Source organism: Christiangramia echinicola DSM 19838 (genome assembly GCF_000423065.1).
GTDB classification, from domain to species: Bacteria; Bacteroidota; Bacteroidia; order Flavobacteriales; family Flavobacteriaceae; genus Christiangramia; species Christiangramia echinicola.
This window is the reverse complement of record NZ_AUHG01000012.1, coordinates 224,590-251,538: the sequence shown is the minus strand read 5'-3', so window position 1 is coordinate 251,538 and position 26,949 is coordinate 224,590. Positions and strand designations below refer to the sequence as shown.

Genomic DNA, 26,949 nt, shown 5'->3' with positions numbered 1-26,949 from the left:
TGCTTAATTAGTTAGAAAAAAAGGCTGTCAGAATTTCTGACAGCCTTTTTATTTTATAGACTTATGATTGCTGAAGCCATTAGATTACGACCAATATTATAGATGCCATCTGGTTTTAATCTCGAAAGGTGAGATATATAGCTTTTATTCAGAAGATTAGTCCCACTTACACCCAAATCTACTTTTACTTTATTTAATTCTAAAGTAGCTCCAAAACCTGCACTCAGTAAACTGTATCCGTTCGTTTGAGTTTCAAAGTTCCCGGTATTATTCTTATCAAAAACACTCTTTACCCTCACAAAAGCATATTTCTCTGATAATGTATCGCCTTCGTCTAATTCTACCCTGAAAGTATTGGTTACGGAATTAGCCGGTATCAGTGGTAAGTAGTCATTGTTATCTAATTTCCCTGTTACCGTTTCAAAACTACTTTCAAGATGTAGCCAGTCTAATGGATGTGGATGTAAGTGAAAACCTATTTCACCACCATACAAATTTGCATTTTCCTGGGAATACTCAAATACAGGATCATTCTCGATCATTTCTCCAGTTGGATTTATGAAAATATAATCACTAACCGAGTTATTAAAAGCATTAATAAAAGCTTCAAAATGCTGATTTCTATATTCAAGGGCAAGATCTACCTGGAAATTCTGCTCATTTTTTAGATCTGGATTTCCTACTTCATACCTGTTTGCACCATGATGGGCGCCATTTGAGGTTAACTCTGAAAGGTTAGGGGCTCTAAAACCACTGGCCAGGTTAAGTCTCGCAATAAATTTCTGGTCTATGTGATATTTCGCACCCACAGCACCATTAATGCTATTAAAAGATCTGTCCAGTGCAGTGATCACATCTCCATCTTCAGAGGTAAACGCATTGCTTTCCAGGTTTCGATTATCAAATCTTAATCCTCCCTGGAAATCCCATTTTTCCAGGTGATAATGCGTAGTAGCAAAAATCCCAAAATCAACAGTTTCAGAATCCGGGATCAATATCTCTTCACCAAAGTTTTCATTTGTCTGGAACATTCCCTGAACCCCAACGATAGTCTCGAAATTGCCTATTTTCGGTAGGTTGTACTTAAAGTTATAGTTTAAGGTTTCCAGATGCATTTCCAGAGCAGGCTCACCTTCTTCATGAATTTCATGTTCTTCTTCGGTTTCGTCTTCCTCGTGTTCTTCTGCATGTTCATCTTCGAATTCCTTACGATCATTGAACTGATAACCGATCTTAAAATCTATACTCGAATTTTCAAAATAGAATCTATTGTCCAGGCTCAGCACATGGTTGTCTATTTTTTGATAGGGTAGTAGTGGTTCTTTTTCTGTGGACTGAACTTCAATGTCTTCAGGAATTCCAATTTCGCTTCGGTTAAAATTATACCTGAGATCTGCTTTGTATTTATTGTCCTGAAAGCCTATTCCCGTTTTTATATCCTTTTCATTAAAACGAGTATTAGTCACTCTGGAATCTTCTCCTGTCTCATAATCACTATGGGCAGCATAACTTCCTCTAGCCAGGAACTTAAGCTTTTCTCCTGAGGTTTTAGCCATACCGCTAAACTGATATCCTCTCGTATTGCTGAAATAATTAGATTCTACTTCAGCATGAGTAGAATTACTTCCGGCATAAACTTCAGGATTCAGGTAAAGAACACCTCCAATAGCATCGCTACCGTATAAAAGCGAAGCAGGACCCTTTATTACTTCTACGCTTCCTATTCCTTTTGAACTTATTCCTAAACCGTGTTCATCTCCATATTGTTGATTTTCGAGCCTGATTCCCTGGGTATATACCAGTACACGATTAGAACTTAATCCCCTAATAACCGGTTTACCTATACCTACACCGGTAGTCAGGCTTTCCACACCGGCAATCTGGGTGATACCATCTGAAAGATTAATAGCTCCTTTTTTATTGAGTTCAGAAAGGCTTTCCCTTTCAACTTTCATCACATTTTCACTTTGTAACTGATGAAAGGGAGTGGATACAATAACTTCCTCCATTTCTATGGCAGAAGGATTTAATCGAATCTCAAGATTCTCTTCTGGCAAGTTTACTTCTGTAGTGAATGTAGCATAACTAATGGAAGAAACTACTAATTTATATTTACCCCTGGGAAGATTTTTAAGACTGAAATTCCCATCAGGATCTGTCATTGATCCCTTCTCAAGAGTAGGGAAATAAATATTCGCACTAAATACAGGTTCACCTGATTGAGCATCTTTAACAGTACCAGTGAATTGCTCCTGACTATATATAACAGAACTTACTGCCAATAGCAGTATTAATAACAATGTATTTCGCATTGATAAAATTTAAATGATTTTTAATTCGCTTTTTTATGAGGTATTAAGCGATAGAAGGTGGTCCTCTTAAATCGAATGGAAGAGGTTCAAAATCATTTAAAAAATCGTAATAATCGTAAGTAAGCTTTTCCTGATACTCGATGAAATCAAAATTATATTCAGGAAATTTGAGTTCTAATACTGGATTCTTTTGAAAGTGATGAAGCTCACAGTCAATAGATTTTTCGTGGTAATGATGTTCAGCATAATTATCACAAAGTTTGTGAGAATGATCTGAAAAAATATGAGAGAAACTTACTGCGGAAGGCAGCAATATTAAAATTGCAGAAAAGGTAAAGAATATGAGCTTTAATTCTTTCAAATTTAATTTTTAAAGACCTTACCAAAACCAAATCTACTTAGCATTTTCTTTTCAAATGCCCAGAAGAATTGAAACTGCCCGAAGATCCAACCAAAGAATACTAATAATAACTGGTAGATAGGAAATATTAAAAAGATCCTGGCGAACCAATATACAGACCAGTGACTGCTTTCCTGAGTTATTCCCAGGAAATTAACTAAAGGACTGGCAAGCTTAGCTGCCGTTGATCCTGTTATGGCAAAAACAAGAAAAATAATAAAAAGTTGCCAATTAGAATCTATGCCCCAGCGATCTTTCAATTTCTTCATGGTGCAAATATAAGGATTTGACTAAAGAATCAAATTCTTGTAGGTACACTAAATCTTTGATTGTAATGCCTGCTAAAATAAACGAAGTAATTATACAGCAAATAGTTCACCTCGTATCCATAATCTATATTAGAATCATAATTGATTTCATTCAAATATAGATCAGGGTTATAGGTCATTGGCTGTCTAACTCGTTGGTTATATTCAGAAACCAGCAATCTATTCTTATTTTCAAGGTAATTCTGAGAATAATATCCTCTCGGCTTTGCATAAGAATTAATGAAAAGATTAAATCCAGGCTCTATAACTATTATTTCATATTCCAGACTGTCATTGGCAATTCTTACCGTGTCATTTTTAGAATTCGCGATCTTATCTGATGGAAAGTTCTTCCCCCCGGTAGAGCCGCAGCTATACACAAATAAGGCTAGTAATAGTATGTAGATTATATTCTTCATTAGATGTTTTTAAAAATTAAATGCAAAAATTATTCCTTGATTATTTTCAGCGAGTATAACCTAACCGATGAAAATTATTAACCGGCTTAATTATCCTATAAATTAAGATTAGGCTTTTTCTTTCTTTAATATCGTAATGATCTGTTCTGCAAGTTCAACTCCTATACGTTCCTGGGCTTCGGTAGTAGCAGCACCAATATGCGGACTCAACGAAATACTCTCATTCATAAGTAACTTGATCGCGGGTGTAGGCTCATTTTCATAAGTATCCAGTGCCGCAAACGAAACTTTTCCAGATTCTATCGCCTCAAGTAATGCTTCTTCATCCAGAACTCCACCTCGCGCCGTATTAATGATCCCCACACCATCTCTCATTTTTTCAAACTCTTTAGCTCCAATTACTGGTTTATCCTGAGCGGGAACATGTAGCGTTATAAAATCTGAATCCTTAATAAGCATTTCAACAGGTTCAGTTTTTATAGGGATCTTAATACTTTGGTCGTTATAGAACTCCAGAGTGATCTCGGCTTCACCAACATTCTGATCGCTGGCTATAACTTTCATCCCAATTCCAAGAGCAATTTTTGCAACTTCCCGACCAATTCTTCCGAAGCCCACAATTCCAAGAGTTTTTCCTCGAAGTTCAACTCCGCCAGCATAGGATCTTTTCAGCTCCTTGAATCTGGAGTCACCTTCTAAAGGCATATTTCTATTAGAATCATGTAATTTCCTAACTCCTCCAAATAGATGGGCAAAAACAAGTTCGGCTACAGAGCTGGAAGAAGCTGCCGGAGTGTTGATCACAGAAATTCCCTTGCTCCTGGCATAGTCTACATCAATATTATCCATACCAACGCCACCGCGGCCTATAACTTTTAGATGAATACAGTTATCTATGATATCCTTTCTAACTTTAGTAGCACTCCTTACCAGAAGTACACTTATGGCATTCGCATTAAGGTATTCCTTAAGCTGCTCCTGAGCTACTTTTTTAACTATTACTTCAAAACCAGCATTCTTAAGTGTTTCTACACCACTTTGTGAAATACCATCATTTGCTAATACTTTCATTTTTTAAATGATCTATATTATTATTTAACTTTCTTTTCCAGGTCCTGCATTAAATCAACTACAACCTGGACACTTTCAAGGCTAAGAGCATTATACATAGAGGCTCTGTAGCCTCCTACACTTCTGTGGCCGTTTAAACCATTCACACCAGCGTCTTTCCACATTTTGTCAAATGTTTCTTTATGAGACTCATCTGTTAAGTTGAAAGTAGCATTCATTGCTGAACGATCTTCTTTTGCCGCAAAACCTTTAAATAAAGGATTTCGGTCTATTTCACTATATAAAAGGTCAGCTTTTTTATTATTCAATTCTTCCATAGCCTTAATTCCTCCTTTCGCCTTTATCCATCTTAGCGTAAGCATAGAAACATATACGGCATAAACTGCAGGGGTATTAAACATACTATCTTTAGAAATATGCGTGGAATAGCTCATCATAGAAGGAATTTCTCTTGATACCTTTCCTAGAATATCTTCTTTTACTATTACCAGTGTGGTACCGGCAGGTCCCATATTCTTTTGAGCTCCGGCATAGATGATATCAAATTTTGAAAAATCTAAAGTTCTTGAGAATATATCACTACTCATATCACAAACCAAGGGTTTGGAGGTAGCCGGAAATTCTTTTATTTGAGTACCAAAAATGGTGTTGTTACTTGTACAATGGAAATAATCAACGTCATCTGGAATAGAGTAGGACTTCGGGATATAATTAAAATTCTTATCCTTAGAAGATGCTACTTCCACAATCTCTCCAAACAATTTAGCCTCCTTAATAGCTTTAGATGACCAGGTACCTGTATTCAGGTAAGCGGCTTTCTTCTCAAGCAAATTATAGGCAATCATTAAAAACTGCGTGCTAGCGCCACCCTGAAGGAATAATGCTTTATAGCCTTTATCCTTTAAATCTAAGAGTTCAAGTGCCAAAGACTGAGCTTCGTCCATTACTGAAACGAAATCTGCACTTCTATGGGATATTTCTAAAATTGATAATCCTGAATTATTAAAATCTAAGATAGCCTGTGAAGCTTCTTTAAATACTTCTTGCGGAAGTATACATGGGCCAGCGCTAAAATTATGCTTTTTCATAAATTATATTGTTGATTGTAACAAAGATGCCAAAATTTAAAGGGAATGGCTGTTAGGGAAATTATAAGATTAAAGTCGTGAAAGAAACTCTATAGTGTCTATATTATCTGCATAATCCCAAAGTTGTGGTTTCTGAGTTTGACCAAAATTAACTTCATGATTTTCAGCATTTTTACGAACTATGCATTGTATCTTATCCTTATTCTCGTTCAGTAAAATTTCCAGTTCCTTCTCATCTTTATAGGTTTCATAAAAAATGGAAGCGATCGGAGAACCAAAGCTTTTATCTTCTTTCAGCATTAGGAAGCCATTATCCAGTAATTTGAATTCGCTCATCAAATAAACTGCCTTATTATAATCATAGTTGTTGGCATATTTACTCTGGTTTATAATTGGGTTCCATTCGTATATCGCTTTAAAAAAACTATCGAAATCATAGTTTTCTGGAACATATAATTTTGAAACGTTTCTGCAACCCAGCCCGTAATATCTAAAAATATCTTCACTTAATTTTTCCAGCTCCTCTGTCGTTTCACTACCGGTTAGAATGGCAATTGAATTTCTATTCTTACGTATAATACTTGGCTTATCTTTAAAGTAATACTCGAAGTACCTTGCTGTGTTATCACTTCCAGTTGCTATAACAGCATCAAAATCCCCTAATTTCTCTTTTGTGAATTCAATACGTTCTTCATATCGGCTATCAAGATTCATTAGGTATGCAGCGATTACGGGTAATAATTGCTGATCACTACTGGATTGTTTGATCACTACCCTGTGGCCAGAAACCAACACAGATAAGAAATCATGGAACCCAACTAAAGGAATATTTCCTGCCATTACGATGCCAACTGTCTTCCCACCGGTCATTGAAAGATTATATTCGCCTAGCCATAACTTTAAATTTTGCGGTCTCAGCGCTTTACTCCATTGTTGCAGGGAGTAGACAATATTCTCACGGTTAAACCAGCCATTATAATGAATGGCAGAATCTATCTTTTCATTGAATTCTTCAAAGAATTTATCGTTTCCCGGTATTTCGCTATCCTGAACTGATTCAGTGAACTTAAATTGATTTAGGAATTTACCTAAGGTTAAAAGATGTGATTTATGATCGTCGATTGTCATCCTCTTATTTGGTTATGAATGTGGCCTATGTTAAATTTGTGCAGCGAAATTAAAGTTTCCGCAGCTTAAAACCATAAAATTTCCAAAAAGCTACCGGTCTTTTTTCGTTCAGTTTTTAAATTTACAAATAAAAGAAAAGCTATGGCAATTGTTATAACCGATGAATGTATAAACTGCGGGGCTTGCGAGCCTGAATGTCCTAATACCGCAATTTATGAAGGTGCAGATGACTGGAGGTATGCAGACGGAACCGATCTTGAAGGTAATGTTGTACTGCCAGATGGTAAAGAAGCCGACGCAAATGAAGCACAGGAACCAATTAGTGACGAGATCTATTATATAGTCCCAGATAAGTGTACCGAATGTCAGGGGTTTCATGAAGAACCTCAATGTGCGGCAGTTTGTCCGGTAGATTGTTGCGTTCCAGATGACGAGCATGTGGAAAGTGAGGAAGAGTTACTTGCAAAGCAGCGTTTTATGCACCAGGAAGATTAAAAATAAATTTATTTTTAAAAAGATCCCGTTTTGTAAAGAACGGGATCTTTTTTTTATACTAAAAATTGAATTACTACTGACTAATTAGATCTTTATCAACTGTAAATCAGAATATTAGTCGCTTATCTAATTTTAAATCTTTCTAAATACTCCTAAGAGACTCAATCTATTAGCAGATTAATAGAATTTTTTAATAAATTTGAAGGCCTTGAGGAAATCGATGTTGTTAATAAAGAGATTTCCAGCAGGTTTAAAAAATTATAAAAAGTACACCAGCAATTTCTCTAAAACATTTATTGCTGGATTAATTGAATTATGGCTAATTCAAATTTAAAAGCCCCTGCTAAATAGCAAGGGCTTTTTATTTTCTATTTATCGTCCATTTTACGTTTTATCTTGTCTATTGCATTTTGAATAGACTTTTCAGGTTCAATAATATTATTGCTGCCCCAGAATTCAGAATCAGAGAATCCAGCTACATCATCTACCATTACGATATTTGGATTAATGAGATCTACAGATTTCTTCCAGTCATTACCGGCATATTCCTGCCAGTCTGTAACTACCATTTCACTATTGATCTTATATTTTGAATTGAAGATCTTTCTTTTCCAGTTAACTACATAGTCCATTTGCGCTTTACCATAAGCATAGTGCCACTTACCATCATTCTGTGCGTAATCTACCTGGTAAGTTAATTCGGTAGGATATACTTTAGACCCATTAGGTTTTTTCTTAACGAACATAGCTGCAGCAGCATCTTTATCATCAACATTAAGACTATATTCAGCCTTTACAAGAGTTGAAGTTTCAGCATCTATGAATAATTTTCCAAAATACCAGGGATCAGATTTATCAATCTCCGTAAAGTTTACCACATAAGTAAACCGGTCATTGATCTTCGCAGGATCATCGAAATCGAATTTATAACTATCTATCATCTCCGGTCTTAATACATATTCTGTATATTTCATCATATCCAGATATAGGGTATTAAAAGGTCCTCCGCGTAACTTTAAAGCAATGGTATCTAATTTGTTATAATCTGTGCTCTTTCTTGCTTTATAAAGAGATACAAGATCTTTTTTAGATGAATTGTAGGGACTTTTATAGATTTTGACAACAGCCTCAGAAAGACTTACATTGCTCCATCCTTTTTTAATGGTCTCACGATAGAAGGAAGTCATTATGCTTTGATCTGAAAGGTAGTTCTCGTCTTTTTTAGCCAACATTTCTTTAACCAGTAAGTTTGGGTTTGTAGCCTTATATAAACTGATTTCAGTTAATTCTTCAACGGTTTCTTCCAGTTCTATTGTTGTATTAGCACTTTTAAAATAACTAAGAGGAAGCGTTTTGCTTTGGAATCCTAATACAGAAACTGTCACTGTTGCTTCTGTAAGATCTTCAGGAACTTTTAAGGAAAATTCCCCGTCGGCGTTTGTAATAGTAGAAATATTACTATTGTTAAGAGCGAGATAGGCTGAAGAGATCGGTCTGCTATTTCGGGCATTAACTACCTCTCCTCTATATTCTACGTATTTGACGTCTGATGGCTGAAAGGCAACTGCTTCCATAGAGACAATCAATAAGCTGAATATTAAAACGAGAATATGAGTTTTGCCATTTAAATAATTTTCTATTTGTTTCATGACAGGAATAATTTAAGTTTGAATAAACTTATACAATATAATGAATTTCAGGGCTAATTTGATGTGAATTGATTATAAATTGAAGTGAATGAATAGTGATATTTCATAAATATGGTTGATTTTCTATTAATATTTCAAATCACTAATAAATTTTTTATGTTTTGAAGGATAATTTTTCCACAAGATCGTATGAATACAGTAAGTACAGGCCAGAATATCCATTGGAAGTATATAATTTTATAAAAGATCATCTAAACGGCTACGAAAATGCCTGGGATTGCGGCACGGGTAATGGTCAGGTTGCAAATGAACTGGCTGAATTTATCTCTAAAGTTGAAGCTACAGATATTAGCGAGAATCAGTTGAAAAATGCGTACAATAAAAAGAATATTAGTTATTCCCTGCAATCTGCTGAAAAAACAGGGTTCAAGTCCACTCAATTTGATCTTATCATAAGTGCGCAGGCTGTGCACTGGTTCGATTTCGAAAAGTTTTATGCCGAAGTTAATAGGTGTATAAAGAATAATGGACTAATTGTTCTTTTAGGTTATGGTCTTTTTCATAGTAACCTGGAAACTAATGAAGTGATTAATGATTTATATAATAATATAATAGGTCCTTACTGGGATCCCGAAAGAGGCCACCTAGATGAGAACTATAGAACCATTCCATTTCCTTTTGAAGAGATCTCAACACCTGGGTATGAAAAAAAGTATCTATGGAGTATAGAACATTTACTGGGTTATTTAAGGACATGGTCTGCCGTAAAGCATTATGAGAACAAGAATAATGCAGATCCTGTATCTATCATAGAATCCAGACTTCGCAAGGCCTTTGGCAAAAGCAATGAGGTTGTATTCCCAATTATCTTCAGAATGGGGAGAAAAATATAAACTGATTAATTATTCTACAATTAGCAATACGCTGCAGGTCAGTATTGTACTTCTGCAGTATTTAATTTTGGTGGCATGAAATATGCTCGATAATAAAGCGTTAATCAAGATGACTAAAATTGAAAATAATTATGAAGAAAATAATCTTCGTTGTTGCGGCTGTAATATTCAGTCTTAATAGTGCAAATGCACAGATATATACAGAAAATCAAAATGCATCTGTTACAGAACAGGTTCTTAAAGAGTTGAACAGGGAACGATCCTTGCTTAGCCAGAATCTCGAATTCAGGATCAAAGAGATAGATTCCAAGATCACTAACCTGGATGAAAGCATTAAGAATTCAAATTCTGCTTCAGAAAAAGTAGAAAAACTTCTGGAAAGAGTTAAATACCTGGAAGAAAGACAGGAGGAGATCGATAAAAATACCGTGAGTGTCTATAAGTATAATTATAGTTCGGCCGTATTGAATCTTGCTTCCATGGAGCGTGAGATCAAACCTTTAAACCTTTTCAATACTTCCCGTGAATTCTATACAACTCTAGATGCAGTTGGAAATCCTATGAATTATGAGGGTTACCAGGAATGGTTTGGGAAATTCAAAAAGTATATTGCTGAAGAGAAAGAAGATGACGCCCGTCTTGAGGCGCTTAACCATATGCTTCAGGTAACCGGAGACCTAGCCAAAGGAACACCGTTCACAGGAATGTTTGCCGGTAGCCTTTTCGATGGGATTAGCAATTTTATTGGTTCCTTGAACCGAAGAGATAAAGAATTAAAAGAGGAAAGTATGAAGATGCTTAAACTTACCACCTCAATTGCTCAATTTACACACGATAAAGATCTTATTGAAACGGAATGGGAAGCGATTACAAAAAGCCTGAATGAATTAAAGGAGTTGCAAAACAAGGCAATGGAAGATAATCTGGTAGAAATTCTGGATATTAAAAAGAAAGACTTTACAGAAAAATTTACTAATGAGACCGATGCAAAGAAACGTACTCAATATATTCTTGATATCTCTAAAATTGCTGAAAATAAGATCGTAGAGGAGCGAAAGACCAATCCTGAAAACTGGAAACAAGAGTATCATGACCAGATGCTAGCCGTACAAAACCTAAAGATCCGTTTTGGAATGCTGACTTTCAGAATACTGGAAAATCTTGAGAAATACGAAAAGCTTATTCATAAATATGAGAGTGATCCCTTTCTTAAAGACGAGATGAAGAATTTAAGATTAAAACTGGATCTGGTAAGAAATAGTTTTGAATCAACCTTTAATCCACAGGAATATATAAAGGCTTCAAACGAAATGTATATTGTAGAATAAAACTAGTCTTTATTATATTGATTTAGTACAGCTTTGATGCCGCGAATAGGGATTATGATCCACTCAGGGCGGTTTTCGATCTCGTAATTGAGTTCGGTTAAAGATTTTTCCAGCAAATAAGTATGCATGAGGATTTTAAAATCCTCATGTTTTTTTGGTACATAGTCCTTGTTTCCTGCTTTATCAAAATAACCTTTGATATAAATTCTGCTTATATAATAATGCCAGGTTTCTGCCCATTCTTCTAGGTTTCCTTCTTTTCGTTGCTGGTCATATTCCGGAGAAAGAATATTGCTGTAAGCGGCATAGTGTAGTGACCTAATCATTGCGGCAAGATCTCGCATAGCAGATCTTCTTATTCTTCTTTCACTGAAAGATTTTGAAGGATCACCCTCAAAACTGTTCATGACATATTCTCTTCCTGTCCATAAGATCTGCCTTAAATGATAATCACCATGGGTCCTTATTTTCATAACCGGGATCTTATGGTCGTAGATATCTTTAAAACAATTCAAAATATCTTTCTTAAGACCTATAATTTCTCGCGCTTCTTTAGCAGTGTCTTCCGGGAGATCTTTAATGATCTGTTCCAGCTTTTCCAGGCTTGTCCTGGTTAAGGTCTGAAGTCCTGAAAACAGTGATCTTTGATAATGCAGGGAGGACTCTTCCTTATCAAAATCTTTATCTGCTGAATGTTGGGATAATGAATCATGTAACTCTGCAGTAAACTCTCCTAACTGGTAGATCCTTTCCGGAAGTATAATTCCTGCCATTTCCTGGATATTAGCTGGAAAATCTTCATAGCCTAAAGGTTCAGTAATATGATGGTTTGCCTTCTCTATTTCTATGTTCCTGGTAGTGGTTAGAACCCTTTCATAATAACGTTCTAAAGAATCTTTTACATGCTCCCAAACTTCGCCCTGATTTTCGGTTATTTGCTGAAACATACCAAAGAAATAAGGTTTCCCTGATTTCTGGTTGAACTGCATCGCACCGGCATACCTGGAGACCTTTTCGAAATCTGTTTTTTTAGATAGGAATTTTATGGTCTCGATATCGGGGTTAAAAGTTTGATCAAGTTTTCTGTAGAGCTTAAAGAAAATCTCATTGTCATAAGTTATTATAGTTTGACGATGTTCTGTGTTCACTAATTCAGATCTCGCTTCATTACTAAGATTCTCTACTATAAATGTCTCTGCTGAAAATTCTAATTCTCCAGAGCCTGCCTTAGATTTTCTAGCTTCTTTGAAGCTTTCTAATAGGTGATCTCTAAAATCTTCGGCGTAAACTGAATCGAACAAATAACCCTCCTGGTTCCCGATTTTTAATTTAGCGATAATTCCACGTTTTGGAATTTCATTTAATAGATTTTCATTTTCTACGGTAGAGAATGAAACTGGTAACTGATAAAGTTCAGGAAGCCCTTCATTATAGGTGACTTCAAGAATAATAATCCTGGTTGGCAGACCTTTTATCTTTACCTCTATAGATTCATTTATTTTTATTTCCTGGAGAGTCCTCCCGGCACTTTCAAACCATCTTCTATGGGCAAGGTATGGAGGTAGAATTTGTCCTGATAGCTTTTGTAAGGTTCTGTTCTTTAAAAGATTATTCCAGTTGTCAATTTTCAAAACAGGGATCTCACTTTCTCCTTCAACTCTCTCTCTTTCCTTTTCGAGTACGAACCAATAGTATCCATAGGGTGATAAGGTAAACAGGTAAGGTCTTTCAGAAATTTCGGGAAACCTGTTATGACTAAAAACCTCCACAGGTGTATAGCCTTTATAATCTTCAAGGTCTAATTCTGCAGGTTGAGAGAAGCGGGACAGATTGCCCAGGACCAGTATTTTTTCATCTTCAAACGTTCTGGTATAGGCTATTACTTTGGAATTTGCAGGTGATAAAAATTCGATATCGCCACGGCCAAAAGCTTTATATTTCTTACGCATTCCTATGATCCTTTTCATCCACCATAAAAGAGAGGAAGAGATCATTTGCTGAGTTTCTACATTTACAGATTCATATTTATACTCTGGATCTATGATAAGCGGTAAGTAGAGCTTCTGAGGATTTGCCATGGAAAAACCTCCATTTCTATCGGAAGTCCATTGCATTGGAGTTCTAACCCCATCGCGATCTCCCAGGTAGAAATTATCTCCCATTCCTATTTCATCGCCGTAATAAATAATTGGTGTGCCGGGTAAAGAGAATAACAGCACATTCATAAGTTCAATTTTACTCCTGTTGTTTTCTAGCAAGGGAGCCAACCGATGCCTGATCCCTACGTTGATCTTTGCCTGCGGATCTTTAGTGTAGACTTTATACATATAGTCTCTTTCCTCATCGGTCACCATTTCAAGAGTTAGTTCATCATGGTTTCTAAGAAAGATTCCCCATTGACAATTCTCAGGAATTTCAGGGGTTTGATCTATAATATCGATAATAGGGTAGCGGTCTTCCATTTTTACAGCCATAAACATTCTCGGCATTATTGGAAAGTGGTAGTTCATGTGACACTCATCACCATCACCAAAATAAGCGGCTGAATCTTCAGGCCACATATTTGCTTCAGCTAACAATAATTTATTGTCGTAATTCCTGTCTACATGAGCCCGTAGTTTTTTTAGAAAATCATGGGTTGGAGGGAGATTTTCGCAATTTGTGTCTTCTCTTTCAAACAGGTAAGGAACAGCATCTAATCTAAAACCATCCACTCCCATTTCGCACCAGAAATCCATGATGTCAAAAACTTCTTGTTGTACCTGTGGATTATCGAAGTTCAGATCTGGTTGATGAGAAAAGAATCTGTGCCAGTAATATGCCTGGGCTTCTGCATCCCAGCTCCAGTTAGAAGGTTCGGTATCTGTAAATATTATACGGGCGTCTTTATATTTAGAAGGGTCGTCGCTCCAAACATAATAATCACGCTCTTTTGAACCTGCCGGAGCCTTCCTGGCTCTTTGAAACCATTCGTGTTGATCTGAAGTATGATTAATTACCAATTCAGTAATAACTTTTAATCCTCTGCTATGCGCTTCATTCAGAAAGAATTTAAAATCGTCTATATCTCCATAAGAGGGATTAATTGAATAATAATCGGCAATATCATACCCATCATCCCTAAGTGGTGAAGGATAGAAAGGAAGGAGCCAAATGGCGGTTACCCCAAGGTCTTCCAGATAATCGAGCTTTTGCATTAGGCCTTCAAAATCACCAATTCCATCACCATTGCTATCAAAAAATGCCTTTATGTGGAGTTCGTAAATTATAGCGTCTTTATACCAGTAATTTTCTTGAAAATCTGAACTCTTAGCCATAGGAGAATATTAAGGGATTAAAAATCAGGAATTAGTCTATCCTTAAATTTAAAAAAATAGAGGGCCTCTTCAGTTAAAAAAATACTAAACAAAGCTTAGTGCATATTTTTATAATTATATCTGAAAAACCACCCTTATAATTATAAAGTGCTGAAATTCAGTAAAAATGCCTATATTTAGTTGCCCATCCTAGCCGGAGCAATCACTAATTGCTCAATTTTTATTCAAAGAATATTCATTTAAAAACTCTGGAATTATGAGAAAACTAATGTCCTTATTGTTTTTGTTCACGTCACTTGTTCTTACAGCTCAGCAGATTGCCAAACCGGAAAAAGCTAAACCAAAGCCCGTAACCGACAATTATCATGGTACAGATCTGGAAGATCCTTATCGTTATATGGAAGATCTTGATGATCCCGAGGTAATCAACTGGATGAAATCTAACACTAATTATGCTGAAGCTGTTCTGAATGCGATACCAGGCAAAAAGGAAATGATTGGAAAGATCGAAGAAATGGATAGCAGAACTGCATCCAGGATAAACAGTCTGTCTATTACCGATAATGATATGTATTATTATCTAAAAACGAGACCTGAGGATCAAACCGGGAAATTGTTTTTTCGTAAAGGCTATGATGGGAAGGAAAGTCTTCTTTTAGATCCGGAAAAATATAATTCAGAATCTGATAAAATCTATACCATTTCTTCGGTTATTCCAGATAAGATGGGAAATAGAGTGGCAGTTATTTTAGCTCCAGATGGTTCAGAAAATGGAGAGTTGGTAATTCTCGATCAGTCCGGGAAACGAATTGGGGAGAAATTGAATTTAGTTCAATATGCAAACTGGACCGCTAATGAGAATTCTTTGTATTACCTGAAATTAAACTCCTCTGAAATTTCTGACATGGATCGGCAGATGAATCAGAAAGTATACGAACATATATTAGGTACGTCCCAATCTGAAGATAAAGAAGTATTCTCCAGTTCCAATTCAGAATTAAACATTAAACCAGAAGAGTTTCCAATATTAATAAATGACAAGGAATTGAATATGAATTTTGGTTTAGTGGTGACGGTAAATAAAGCTTTAAAAATATATATGAATGAGGCAGATCTTTCCGGGGATTGGCAAACACTCACTACGCCAGAGGATGAGGTTAGTGATTTTTCTACTACAGAGGATGCCATTTATTATATGACTTTTAAAGATGCTCCAAACTTCAGAATAGTGAAGTCTAAAAAAGATTCACCAAAATTTGTAGATGGTAAAACATATATTCCTGAGCATAAAAATGGGACTTTAGACGGGTATGCTTTAACGGGTGATGGTCTATATTATACCGTTAAAGAGAATGGAGTCGAAACGAAAATATATTTTAAATCCAATAATGACGACGTCCCGCAGCAGTTAGATTTACCATTAACGGCCGGTACAGCATCTGTTTCTTCAAAGGGACCTGATTTTAGTGATATTTGGGTTTCTCTAACCGGATGGACTACTCCGGGTAAAAGGTTTAAATATAACCCTGAAACTAATGAGTTCACAAATGAGCCAATGTCTTCTGAAGCTGAATATCCTGAACTAAACGATCTCGTGGTCAAGGAGGTGATGGTGAGTTCTCATGATGGAGTAAAAGTTCCAGTTTCAATAATACATAATAAGAATATAAAATTAGATGGGAATAATCCTACTACCATGTATGGATATGGTTCTTATGGTATTTCCAGTGGTCCATTCTTTAGTCCGCTAATGCTTGTACATACTTTATATGGAGGTGTTTTTGTGGTACCGCACGTAAGAGGAGGTGGAGAACTCGGAGATGCCTGGCATAGAGCTGGACAAAAAACCAATAAGCCAAATACCTGGAAGGACGCAATTGCCACTGCAGAATATTTAATTGATAAAGGATATACAAAACCGGAAAAGCTATCATTTTTTGGAGGTAGTGCAGGAGGGATTCTTGTAGGTAGAGCAGTTACAGAAAGGCCCGATCTATTTTCTGCAGTCGCCCCTATGGTAGGAGCCATGAATACGGTAAGGATGGAGGAAACACCAAACGGACCTGTAAATGCTCCAGAATTTGGAACAGTAAAAGATCCTGAAGAATTTAAAGGTTTGCTTGAAATGGATTCTTATCACCATGTAGAAAATGGAACTGAATATCCTGCAATGCTGGTTACTTCCGGTATTAATGATCCTAGAGTTATCGCCTGGGAACCCGCCAAGTTCGCAGCCCGGGCTCAAATGGCAAATGCATCAGATGATCCTATTCTTTTACTTACAGATTTTGATAGTGGGCATGGGATTGGAGATACAAAAGCTGAAAACTTTGAATTATTTGCTAATATATTTTCATTTTTCTATTGGCAGGCAGATCATCCTAAATTCCAACCGCCAGCAGATCTGATCGATTAGAATATAAACTAAAAATTAGTGCATAAAAAAGCGGGAGATCATTCCCGCTTTTTTCATTCTGTATTGTTTATAAAATCCTACAAATTTATATTCAGTTTAGCGTAGTAATATGCTCCGCCAAATCCCATCTGTACAGCATCCCAGTATCCACCGGCCTCTGTCCAGTCGTCTTGCTGATCTGGATAGACATTGAAAAGGTTATTACTTCCAATATTCAGCTTTAAGGCATCATTCAATTTAAAGCCCAGGTTTAGATCTGTTACAATTTTAGATTCGTAAACATCTGAAGCTGCCGCTACCTGATTGTCCAGGCTGCCATAATCTGCTACATCTTCAAACATCTGGAAATCTAATAACGTCACATCGCTGAATCTCGTTAATCCCAGGGCGGCATCAAACCACTCAAGGTCATAAATTACATTCAATGTAAGTTTACTGTCTGGAGCGGAGGCGAGTAAGAAAGACTTGTCTCTTTCTCCGAAGAAGGTTTGTTCGTTCAGATTACCATTTTTAACATCGGTAATTTCCATATCGTTGAAATTCCCAATAAAACTTGTTTTAAGTTTTCCTTCTCCTAACTGAAGTTCATGTGAAAGAACAATATCAAGCCCCATAGTTTCAGTGTCTGCTCCATTGGCAAAGAACTGAGCAGCCTCAACATTATCTATTTGTGGCGCATCAAAATTTCCGGTTAGAACGATACGATCCTGGACATTGATAAAGTAACCGTCTACTGTAGCGGTGAATTTCCCGAAATTAGCTGTAAATCCTAAAGAGGCATTAAAGGCTGTTTCCTCCTGAAGCTGCCCAATCCCGAAGGAAGCAGTTACCGGACTGTTATTTGGAGATAGAAGAGACTCTAAGGCATCACCACCTACAAAATTGGTGAATTTAAGATTGTAATATATCTGAGCTAGAGAAGGAGCTCTAAAGCCGGTACTAACAGATCCTCTTATATTAATATCATCTGTAGCCTTTAATCTTGCAGCTAATTTACCATTGATAGTGCTTCCAAAATCACTGTAGTTTTCAAATCTCGCTGCAGCTGCCAGCAGAAAGGAATCTGTAAATTCAAATTCACCATCAGCATATAAAGAAACGTTAGATCTGCTTCGGTCAACCTCATTATCTGGTCCGTAACCTGGAAAACCTTGAGAACCACCAGGTCTTGGATCTCCCGTAACTGGATCTATAGGCTGCTGCTGGATATCTGGATTTATAATAGGTCTGCCGTCTTCATCATAAGTTGCGTAAGAACCTTCTTCCCCGGCAAAAATTCCAAAGTTCTCAGTTCTGTATTCTGCTCCAAAAGCGAAGTTTACTCCGGCAAGCATATCTTCATAATATTTAGAGAAATCAAGGTTGATCACATTCTGACTTAAATTATGACCTCCGGCATCAAAATCAGTAGGAGAGTTTTCTCCTATAGAAGCATTTACGGTACCTTTAATATAATAATGGAATAAATTCTTTCCCCATGTATTACTCAGGTCAATATTCCATCCACTTTCAGTTTTAGTTCTAAAACCAGCAGCGATTGAATTATCAGTAATGATAGAGGTTATCCTGGGAGTAAAACCATCAGGATAAATACTCACTACATTTCTTGCGGTAGGATTATTTCTGGTAAAGGCAAAGGCATCTGTATCTCTATAATTTCTTCCTCCAAAAGCATAGAATTCTGAATTCTCTGAAATTGGAATTGCCAGGTTCCCCATAAAATTCACTCCTTCAATAGAAGCCTCACCAAATCCTCTTCTAAAATCAAATCCCGGACGTAATGTTTTATTTTTGTTCAGGTATTCTACAGAAAAGTTAGCATGACCTTCTTCGGCAATTGCAAAACCATAATTTGCTGTTACTTTTAAAGAACCACCGTCAAAATTCTGGTCATCTCTAATGGCGTTTCCATCTCTATCTGTATCCAGTCGATTTCCATCAGTATTAGGTGTGCCATCAGGAAAGTCGCCATCGGCATTTGTATTATAGAATCCATAATTAACACCTCCTGTAAATTCATTTACAGCATCTTTCAATACAATATTGATAACACCTGCGATAGCATCTGAACCATATTGTGCGGAAGCTCCGTCTCTTAATATTTCTATTCTCTTTATGGAAGAAGCAGGTATCGCATTAAGATCTGTACCTGTATTTCCTCTTCCTCTGGTTCCGAAGATATTGATAAGAGAAGACTGATGCCGGCGTTTACCATTTACCAGTACTAAGGTTTGATCTGGACCAAGACCTCTTAAAGATGCGGGATCTATATGATCTGCACCATCAGACCCAGATTGTTTATTTGCATTGAAAGAAGGAGCGGCATATTGCAGCATTTCATTCACTTCTATTTTACCGGTTTGTGTGTTAACCTCGCCTACATCTATAACGTCAACCGCAACGGGAGTATCTGTAGAAGTACGTTTAGGACTCCTTGATCCAACCAGTTGAACTTCTCCTAAAGAAACTCCATCGGCAAGTGAAACATCTATTTGAGCTCTGCCGTCTACGGCAACCTCTTTTTCTTCAAATCCAACGAAGCTAAAAACTAGGGAGGCATTAGAGTCTACTTCGATAGTATAGCGACCATCAAAATCTGTGGAAGTACCCTTATCAGTTCCTTTTTCAAAAACGTTTACTCCTGGTAAGGGAGTACCTGTATTATCGGTAACCACTCCTGTAACTTCTTGTGAGAAGAATAGAATAGGTGTTAAAAATAATACCATAAAAAATAGTAAATTCTTCATATCGTTTAATTAATTAGTTAATTGTTTAAAGCAATATAACTTAAATGCAATGTTTTATTGAGGTATATGTATTAATGTTGTTAATGGGTTTTAAACAATTTCTAACATCTGTATGATGTCTCATTTGTTCTATGATCTCAATGAGGAGAAAATGAATTGGATAGTTAGCAGTAAAGACTATAAGTATTTGTGTAATACTCTTAGATAATACCTATCTTTGCAGCCGCAAAAACAAAGCATCTAAATTACTTTATATGAAAGCTGGAATTGTAGGACTACCAAATGTTGGAAAATCAACACTTTTTAATTGTTTGAGCAATGCTAAAGCTCAAAGTGCAAACTTCCCATTTTGTACTATAGAGCCGAATATTGGAGTTGTAAACGTTCCAGATCCTAGGTTGTTGAAACTAGAAGAGTTGGTAAACCCTGAAAGAGTGATGCCAGCTACTGTAGAGATAGTGGATATTGCCGGTTTGGTTAAAGGAGCCAGTAAAGGAGAAGGTCTTGGAAATCAGTTTTTAGGAAATATCAGGGAAACAGATGCTATACTTCATGTTTTAAGATGTTTTGAGAATGAAAATATTGTACATGTAGATGGTTCTATAGACCCTATCAGGGATAAGGAAACTATTGACATGGAACTTCAGCTGAAAGATCTTGAGACTGCAGAGAAAAAGCTGGAGAAAGTAAAAAGAGCTGCAAAGACAGGGAATAAAGAAGCGCAAAAAGAAGAATCTGCATTACTTAAAGTTAAAGCTGGTCTTGAGGCAGGAAAATCGGTTAGAGCGATTGATCTTTCTGAAGATGAAAGGAAGGAATTTATTGTACCCTTGCAGTTTATAACAGACAAACCGGTGATGTATGTTTGTAATGTAGATGAAGGAGCTGCTGTAGATGGTAATGCTCATGTTGAAAGAGTGAAAGAAGCGGTTAAGGATGAAAATGCTGAAGTTTTAGTACTTGCCGTAGGAACTGAGGCAGATATAACTGAGCTTGATGATTTTGAAGAAAGACAAATGTTTCTTCAGGATATTGGCCTGGACGAACCTGGTTCTGCGAAACTTATTAGGGGAGCCTATGAGCTGCTTGATCTTCAAACATATTTTACGGCCGGGGTAAAAGAAGTTAGAGCCTGGACTATTCCTGTAGGAGCATCTGCACCTCAGGCAGCAGGCGTGATACATACAGATTTTGAAAAAGGCTTTATTAGAGCTGAGGTAATAGCTTATGACGATTACGTAGGCTATGGTAGTGAAGCTAAAGTTAAAGATGCCGGTAAAATGCGAGTGGAAGGTAAAGAATACATCGTTAAAGATGGCGATGTAATGCATTTCCGTTTTAATGTCTAAAGAGGTTTAGACTTCAGATTTTAGATAGAGGAAGTGGGGATGATCCATTTTTTTCTAAGATCTTTTTACATAACTCTCATATCTGGTTGTAATTAACATTTCTTCTAAAATCTTTGTTAATTACTTTACGGCATAACTATTTTGGTTTTTTACCTATTGCCTTATCTTTAGGCCATAACTCCATTACTACCTATGAGCGAGAATACTAAATATACCGAAGATAATATTCGGTCATTAGACTGGAAGGAACATATTCGTATGCGTCCCGGGATGTATATCGGGAAACTTGGAGATGGTTCCAGTCAGGATGATGGGATATATATCCTGTTAAAGGAAGTTATAGATAACAGTATTGATGAGTTCGTGATGGGCGCAGGGAAAATTATAGAGATCTCTGTGCAGAACCAGCGTGTCATCGTACGTGATTTTGGTAGGGGAATACCTCTTGGGAAAGTAGTAGATGTTGTTTCCAAGATGAATACCGGTGGTAAGTATGATACCCGTGCTTTCAAAAAATCTGTTGGTCTTAACGGTGTCGGTACAAAAGCTGTAAATGCACTTTCGTCATATTTTCGTGTAGAATCTTCCAGGGATTCTAAAAGTCACGCTGCAGAATTCGAGCAGGGAAATTTGATGGATGAGGAGCATCTTGATGAAACTTCACGCAGAAGAGGAACCAAGATTACTTTTGTTCCAGATGAGGTTATTTTCAAGAACTATAAGTTCAGAAATGAATATATAGAGAAAATGCTCAAGAACTATGTCTATCTCAACCCGGGATTGACCATAGTTTTTAATGGTGAGAAGTTCTATTCTGAAAACGGACTTAAAGATCTTCTTGGAGATAGTATTCATGAAGATGATATGCTATATCCAATTGTTCATCTAAAAGGTGAAGATATTGAAGTTGCTATTACTCATAGTAAATCTCAATATAGCGAAGAATATCACTCTTTTGTGAATGGGCAGAATACTTCTCAGGGTGGAACGCATCTTGCCGCATTCAGAGAAGCGGTTGTTAAAACTATCCGGGAGTATTATGGTAAGAATTACGAAGCCAGTGATATTAGAAAATCAATTGTAGCTGCCATTAGTATTAAAGTGATGGAACCGGTTTTTGAAAGTCAGACGAAGACTAAGCTTGGTTCCACCGATATGGGCGGAAAATTGCCTACCGTTAGAACCCATATTAATGATTTTGTAAAAAGAAATCTGGATAATTACCTGCATAAGAACCAGGAAACGGCTGAAAGTCTTCAGCGTAAGATCCTTCAGGCGGAAAGGGAACGTAAAGATCTTTCAGGAATTAGAAAATTAGCTAAAGACAGAGCCAAAAAAGCCAGTCTTCATAATAAAAAATTAAGAGATTGCCGGGTTCATCTTGGTGATAGTAAACATGAACGTTGCCTGGAAACTACATTATTCATTACCGAGGGTGACTCGGCGAGTGGATCTATTACCAAAAGTAGGGACGTGGTTACCCAGGCGGTTTTTAGTTTAAAAGGAAAACCTCTAAATAGTTACGGACTTTCGAAAAAGATCGTTTACGAAAATGAGGAATTCAATCTACTACAGGCCGCATTGAATATTGAAGAATCTCTTGAAGATCTTAGATATCATAATATTGTGATCGCGACAGATGCCGATGTTGATGGAATGCATATTAGGCTATTATTGATCACATTTTTCCTTCAGTTCTTTCCTGAATTGATCAAGGAAAATCATTTATATATTCTTCAAACTCCTCTATTCAGGGTGCGTAATAAGAAAGAAACGATCTATTGTTATAGTGAAATGGAGCGTAAGCAGGCCATAGAGAAGCTTTCAGGAAAACCTGAGATCACCCGATTTAAAGGTTTGGGGGAGATTTCTCCAGATGAATTTGTGCATTTTATTGGTGAGAATATTCGTTTAGACCCGGTGATGCTGGACAAGGATAAATCTATCGAAGAAATGCTAAGTTTCTATATGGGTAAAAACACTCCAGATCGTCAGGAATTTATTATCGAAAACCTGAAATATGAATTAGACCTGGTTGAAGAACTTGGAATATGAGATTTACCAATAAAACCGAGGTCAAGATAATTCCTTCTATTTACATTGTTCTTGTAGCAGTGTTTGTCACTAATATTTTTGTGAATATAGAGATCATGATGTCTTCAGATAATGAACAAGATCTAACCTTTAGCCATTTTCTGCCGAATATTATTACTTTGCTTATAGGTTTGTATGTGCATAGAATAGGACAGACATTTGATTTTGATAGTGACGGAGAAACCTTAAATTTTAAGAATAACGGAGTCTTCTTTTCAAAATTCATGGAGTACCGCGTGAAGAAAGCTGAATTTCCAAAACGAAAGTTGGGGAAATTCAATTTTGTTGATTTAGGATTCTATTCAGCATTAACCATTTATATAAGCTCTAAAAGGAAAAGAGGCTATAGAAAATATACTTTCAATACAACATTTTTAACCCGAAAAAAGAAAAAGGGAATGGTGGACTCTTTGAATAAAGTGTTAGAAACCACTCCTAAAGTTACTGCCTAATGGAAGAAAACCAAGAAGGAGCTCAGGAAGAGCAGTTTGAGAATAAAGAAGAACTTATAAAGGTAACCGGCATGTACAAAGACTGGTTCCTGGATTATGCTTCATATGTAATCCTGGAACGGGCGGTACCTGCAATAGAAGACGGATTTAAACCAGTACAACGCCGTATCATGCATTCCATGAAAGATCTGGATGATGGTCGTTACAATAAGGTTGCCAATATTGTTGGACACACCATGCAGTATCACCCTCACGGTGATGCGAGTATTGGTGATGCCATGGTTCAAATTGGTCAGAAAGATATATTGATAGATACTCAGGGAAACTGGGGAAATATACTTACCGGAGACCGGGCGGCTGCACCTCGTTATATTGAGGCCAGGCTTTCTAAGTTTGCCCTGGAAGTACTTTTTAGCCCAAAATTGACTGAATGGCAGCTTTCTTATGATGGTAGAAAACAGGAGCCGGTAAACCTTCCAGTGAAATTCCCGATGCTTTTGGCTCAGGGAGCCGAAGGTATTGCAGTTGGTTTAAGCACAAGGTTTCTTCCGCATAACTTTAATGAGTTAATAGATGCTTCTATTAATCATTTAAGGGGAAAAAGCTTTAAGCTCTTTCCTGATTTTCCAACGGGTGGTATTGCTGATGTTTCTAATTATAATGATGGGAAACGAGGCGGACGTGTGAGAATTAGAGCCAAGATAAATCAGCAGGATAAAAATACCCTGGTGATCAATGAGATCCCTTATGGTACTAATACGTCCAGTCTTATTGATTCTATATTAAAGGCCAACGAAAAAGGAAAGATCAAGATCAAGAAGATCGAAGATAACACTGCTGCCGAAGTCGAGATCCTTATTCATTTACCAAATAATATGTCGCCAGACAGGACCATTGATGCGCTTTATGCCTTTACTCAATGTGAAAATTCCCTGGCGCCGCTTGGCTGTGTGATCATAGATCATAAGCCAATTTTTCTTGGTGTTTCAGAAGTTTTACGGAGATCTACAGATCATACTTTGCATTTGCTGAAACGTGAACTGGAGATAAAACTGGATGAACTCGAAGAAAGCTGGCATTTTGCTTCTTTAGAAAGAATTTTTATTGAAAATCGTATTTACCGGGATATTGAAGAGGAGGAAACCTGGGATGGAGTTATCCAGGCCATAGATAGAGGTTTAAAGCCTTTTACAAAGCATCTTAAGCGTGCGGTTACTGAAGAAGATATAGTTAGATTAACTGAAATTCGAATTAAAAGGATTTCAAAATTTGATATCGATAAAGCTCAGCAAAAGATCGATGCACTGGAAGGTGAGATCGCTCAGGTGAAACATCACCTTGATAATATTGTTGATTTTGCAGTAGACTATTTCAAAAAGCTTAAAAAAGATTACGGTACAGGAAAAGAAAGAAAGACTGAACTTAGACTTTTTGAAGATATAGAAGCAACCAAGGTTGTGATTAGAAATACCAAACTCTATGTAAATAGAGCAGAAGGCTTCGTTGGTACTTCCCTTAAAAAAGATGAGTATGTAACAGAATGTTCAGATATTGATGATGTGATCTGTTTTACTGCTGATGGTAAGATGATGGTTACCAAGGTGGACTCCAAAACTTTTATAGGTAAGGATATTATCCACGTTGCTATATTCAAGAAAAAGGATAAGAGAACCATCTATAATATGGTTTATCGTGACGGTAAAGCAGGTAACACTTATGTGAAGCGCTTCTCCGTAACTTCAGTTACCAGGGACCGTGAATACGATCTTAGTCAGGGTAAAAAAGATTCAAAAGTTCTTTATTTCTCAGCTAACCCTAACGGTGAGGCAGAAGTGATCAACGTATTGCTACGCCAGGTAGGAAGCATAAGAAAAGTGAAATTCGATCTGGATTTTGCTGACGTATTGATCAAAGGCCGGAATGTAAAAGGAAATATAGTTACCAAGTATTCAGTAAAACGGATCGAGATGAAGGAAGAAGGAGTTTCTACTCTTAAACCTCGAAGGATCTGGTTTGACGAAACTGTGAAAAGACTGAATGTAGACGAAAGAGGGGAGCTGCTAGGTGAATTCAAGGGAGAAGACCGATTACTGATAGTTACCCAGGATGGAATTGCAAAAACTATTAAACCTGAACTAACTACCAGATTTGATAATGAGATCATAGTTCTGGAGAAATGGTCCAAGGATAAGCCAGTTTCCGCAATTTATTGGGAGCCGGAAAAAGAACGTTATTATGTAAAGCGTTTCCTTATCGAACATCCAGATAAAGAAGAGAAATTTATTTCAGACCATGAAGATTCGTTCCTCGAGATGGTTTCTACAGATTATTATCCAATGGCTGAGATCGTTTATACCAAGCCTAAAGGGAAAGAGCGAAGAGAGAATGAAGAAATTAATATCGCAGAATTTATATCTGTAAAAGGTATAAAAGCTCAGGGTAATCAACTTACTTCAGAAAAGGTTAATCAGATAAATCCGCTAGACCCAATTCCGTATGAGGCTCAGGAAGTAGAGAGTGAAGACGAACAAAAAGAATCTGCAGGAAAACAGGAAATATCTGGAGAAGACATCCAGTCGGGAGAAATTAAATCTCCTGAGAAAAATAAGAACTCAGATGAACAACCATCATTATTTGATGAATAATGGGAATATTTAAGGAGTTCAAAGAATTTGCTGTAAAAGGCAATATGATAGATATGGCGGTGGGTATCATCATTGGTACCGCCTTTAATAAAGTGGTTGATGTGCTGGTGAAACAGATCATTATGCCGCCATTAAGTATGCTTACTAACGGTGTTAATTACGCTGATAGAAAAGTTATTCTTCAGGATGCCTCAGGAATTCCAGGAGAGGCAAATTATATGGAAGAGGTTTCTGTGGGCTATGGTCTTTTGATAGAAACGCTTATAGATTTTCTGGTAATTGGTTTCGTGGTGTTTCTTGTGGTGAAATTTATGAACCGCTTTCGTAATAAAGCCCAGGATCCCAAGAATACCAAGGTGGTTACCCCTAAAGATATTGAGCTGTTATCCAGTTTAAATGATAAAATGGAGGAACAGAATAAATTGTTGCGAGAGAAACAAAGTTAGTTTTTCGAAACTTTCTGAACCTTTCCTTTTACTTTCTTTGCATCACCCACCTGGCCGTATTCAAAGGTATAGCCATTCTTCGTGGTTGAAAGTATTTTGATGTGAATCGCCTTTTCTTCGGCCATACCGTCTGGATTCATATTCTTCAGGATATACTCGCATTCATTGATCCATCTAACGGAAGAGGTATCGGTATTACCCATGAACTTTTCGATCTCTATACTATCATTACGAATAAACCTTGAGGTTACCAGTTCGCCGTTGATGAAGCTTTCAAATTCATAGGTACCGGTTTTAAAGTCTTTACAGTTCCTTTCAGGATTGAAACAGGAAGATATCAGGAAAAGACTTAATAATGCAGCAATTCTATTCATACTGCAAAATAATTCAAT

The 26,949-nt window shown here is 36.8% G+C and carries 20 protein-coding genes; 9 read left to right on the top strand and 11 right to left on the bottom strand.

The genetic code is table 11. The features are described from left to right. Window positions 1-53: 53 nt before the first annotated feature. The 7 genes from G530_RS0110435 to G530_RS0110405 all read right to left on the bottom strand — a co-directional run bounded on the left by G530_RS0110435 (window position 54) and on the right by G530_RS0110405 (window position 6,726). Window positions 54-2,312 (bottom strand): TonB-dependent receptor, encoded by a 2,259-nt coding sequence (locus G530_RS0110435; RefSeq protein ID WP_026934484.1) that lies wholly within the window; start codon window positions 2,310-2,312, stop codon window positions 54-56. 43 nt (window positions 2,313-2,355) lie between these two features. After that, entirely contained in the window at window positions 2,356-2,673 is a 318-nt protein-coding gene (locus G530_RS0110430; protein WP_026934483.1) for a hypothetical protein, read from the bottom strand. A gap of 2 nt (window positions 2,674-2,675) precedes the next feature. After that, entirely contained in the window at window positions 2,676-2,981 is a 306-nt protein-coding gene (locus G530_RS0110425) for a DUF6787 family protein (RefSeq protein ID WP_026934482.1), read from the bottom strand. Window positions 2,982-3,010: 29 nt separating this feature from the next. Further along, complete coding sequence (locus G530_RS0110420) at window positions 3,011-3,439, bottom strand: DUF6146 family protein (RefSeq protein ID WP_026934481.1); 429 nt, start codon at window positions 3,437-3,439, stop codon at window positions 3,011-3,013. Window positions 3,440-3,547: 108 nt separating this feature from the next. Further along, window positions 3,548-4,510, bottom strand: coding sequence for a D-2-hydroxyacid dehydrogenase (locus G530_RS0110415; protein ID WP_026934480.1), 963 nt, complete (start codon window positions 4,508-4,510; stop codon window positions 3,548-3,550). A gap of 20 nt (window positions 4,511-4,530) precedes the next feature. Continuing rightward, a complete protein-coding gene (gene serC / locus G530_RS0110410; RefSeq protein ID WP_026934479.1) occupies window positions 4,531-5,598 on the bottom strand; it encodes a 3-phosphoserine/phosphohydroxythreonine transaminase in 1,068 nt (355 codons plus the stop codon). A gap of 69 nt (window positions 5,599-5,667) precedes the next feature. Then, entirely contained in the window at window positions 5,668-6,726 is a 1,059-nt protein-coding gene (locus G530_RS0110405; RefSeq protein WP_026934478.1) for an acyl-CoA reductase, read from the bottom strand. Between the two features lie 141 nt (window positions 6,727-6,867). On the opposite strand from G530_RS0110405, the gene G530_RS0110400 reads away from it, so the two are divergent. Beyond that, window positions 6,868-7,221: a 4Fe-4S dicluster domain-containing protein gene (locus G530_RS0110400; protein ID WP_026934477.1), complete on the top strand. Its 354-nt coding sequence runs from the start codon at window positions 6,868-6,870 to the stop codon at window positions 7,219-7,221. 368 nt (window positions 7,222-7,589) lie between these two features. Here G530_RS0110400 and G530_RS0110395 read toward each other — a convergent pair whose 3' ends face one another. Then, a complete protein-coding gene (locus G530_RS0110395; protein ID WP_026934476.1) occupies window positions 7,590-8,870 on the bottom strand; it encodes a carboxypeptidase-like regulatory domain-containing protein in 1,281 nt (426 codons plus the stop codon). 161 nt (window positions 8,871-9,031) lie between these two features. Here G530_RS0110395 and G530_RS0110390 point away from each other — a divergent pair, with 161 nt between their 5' ends. Next, window positions 9,032-9,763 carry a class I SAM-dependent methyltransferase gene (locus G530_RS0110390; RefSeq protein WP_026934475.1) on the top strand — a complete coding sequence of 244 codons (732 nt, stop codon included), beginning with the start codon at window positions 9,032-9,034 and terminating at the stop codon, window positions 9,761-9,763. Between the two features lie 131 nt (window positions 9,764-9,894). Then, window positions 9,895-11,091 carry a hypothetical protein gene (locus G530_RS0110385; protein WP_026934474.1) on the top strand — a complete coding sequence of 399 codons (1,197 nt, stop codon included), beginning with the start codon at window positions 9,895-9,897 and terminating at the stop codon, window positions 11,089-11,091. A 2-nt stretch (window positions 11,092-11,093) separates the two neighbouring features. Here G530_RS0110385 and treS read toward each other — a convergent pair whose 3' ends face one another. After that, a complete protein-coding gene (gene treS, locus G530_RS0110380) occupies window positions 11,094-14,408 on the bottom strand; it encodes a maltose alpha-D-glucosyltransferase (RefSeq protein WP_026934473.1) in 3,315 nt (1,104 codons plus the stop codon). 256 nt (window positions 14,409-14,664) lie between these two features. Here treS and G530_RS16790 point away from each other — a divergent pair, with 256 nt between their 5' ends. Next, window positions 14,665-16,824, top strand: coding sequence for a prolyl oligopeptidase family serine peptidase (locus G530_RS16790; RefSeq protein ID WP_035716226.1), 2,160 nt, complete (start codon window positions 14,665-14,667; stop codon window positions 16,822-16,824). A 77-nt stretch (window positions 16,825-16,901) separates the two neighbouring features. Here the strand turns inward: G530_RS16790 and G530_RS0110370 are convergent, their stop codons facing one another. Continuing rightward, a complete protein-coding gene (locus G530_RS0110370; protein WP_026934472.1) occupies window positions 16,902-19,571 on the bottom strand; it encodes a TonB-dependent receptor in 2,670 nt (889 codons plus the stop codon). 254 nt (window positions 19,572-19,825) lie between these two features. Between G530_RS0110370 and ychF the strand changes: the two genes are divergently transcribed. The 5 genes from ychF to mscL all read left to right on the top strand — a co-directional run bounded on the left by ychF (window position 19,826) and on the right by mscL (window position 26,557). Then, window positions 19,826-20,920 (top strand): redox-regulated ATPase YchF, encoded by a 1,095-nt coding sequence (gene ychF / locus G530_RS0110365; RefSeq protein WP_026934471.1) that lies wholly within the window; start codon window positions 19,826-19,828, stop codon window positions 20,918-20,920. 192 nt (window positions 20,921-21,112) lie between these two features. Then, window positions 21,113-22,975: a DNA topoisomerase IV subunit B gene (locus G530_RS0110360; RefSeq protein ID WP_026934470.1), complete on the top strand. Its 1,863-nt coding sequence runs from the start codon at window positions 21,113-21,115 to the stop codon at window positions 22,973-22,975. Beyond that, entirely contained in the window at window positions 22,972-23,466 is a 495-nt protein-coding gene (locus tag G530_RS0110355) for a hypothetical protein (protein WP_026934469.1), read from the top strand. Before G530_RS0110360 ends, G530_RS0110355 begins: the two co-directional genes overlap by 4 nt. Further along, complete coding sequence (locus G530_RS0110350) at window positions 23,466-26,111, top strand: DNA gyrase/topoisomerase IV subunit A (RefSeq protein WP_026934468.1); 2,646 nt, start codon at window positions 23,466-23,468, stop codon at window positions 26,109-26,111. The genes G530_RS0110355 and G530_RS0110350 overlap by 1 nt, the downstream gene beginning before the upstream one ends. Then, on the top strand, window positions 26,111-26,557 hold the full coding sequence (mscL, locus tag G530_RS0110345; RefSeq protein WP_026934467.1) for a large conductance mechanosensitive channel protein MscL: 447 nt from the start codon (window positions 26,111-26,113) through the stop codon (window positions 26,555-26,557). The genes G530_RS0110350 and mscL overlap by 1 nt, the downstream gene beginning before the upstream one ends. Here the strand turns inward: mscL and G530_RS0110340 are convergent. Next, a complete protein-coding gene (locus tag G530_RS0110340) occupies window positions 26,554-26,931 on the bottom strand; it encodes a hypothetical protein (RefSeq protein WP_026934466.1) in 378 nt (125 codons plus the stop codon). The two genes, mscL and G530_RS0110340, sit on opposite strands and share 4 nt — an antisense overlap. Window positions 26,932-26,949 lie beyond the last annotated feature (18 nt).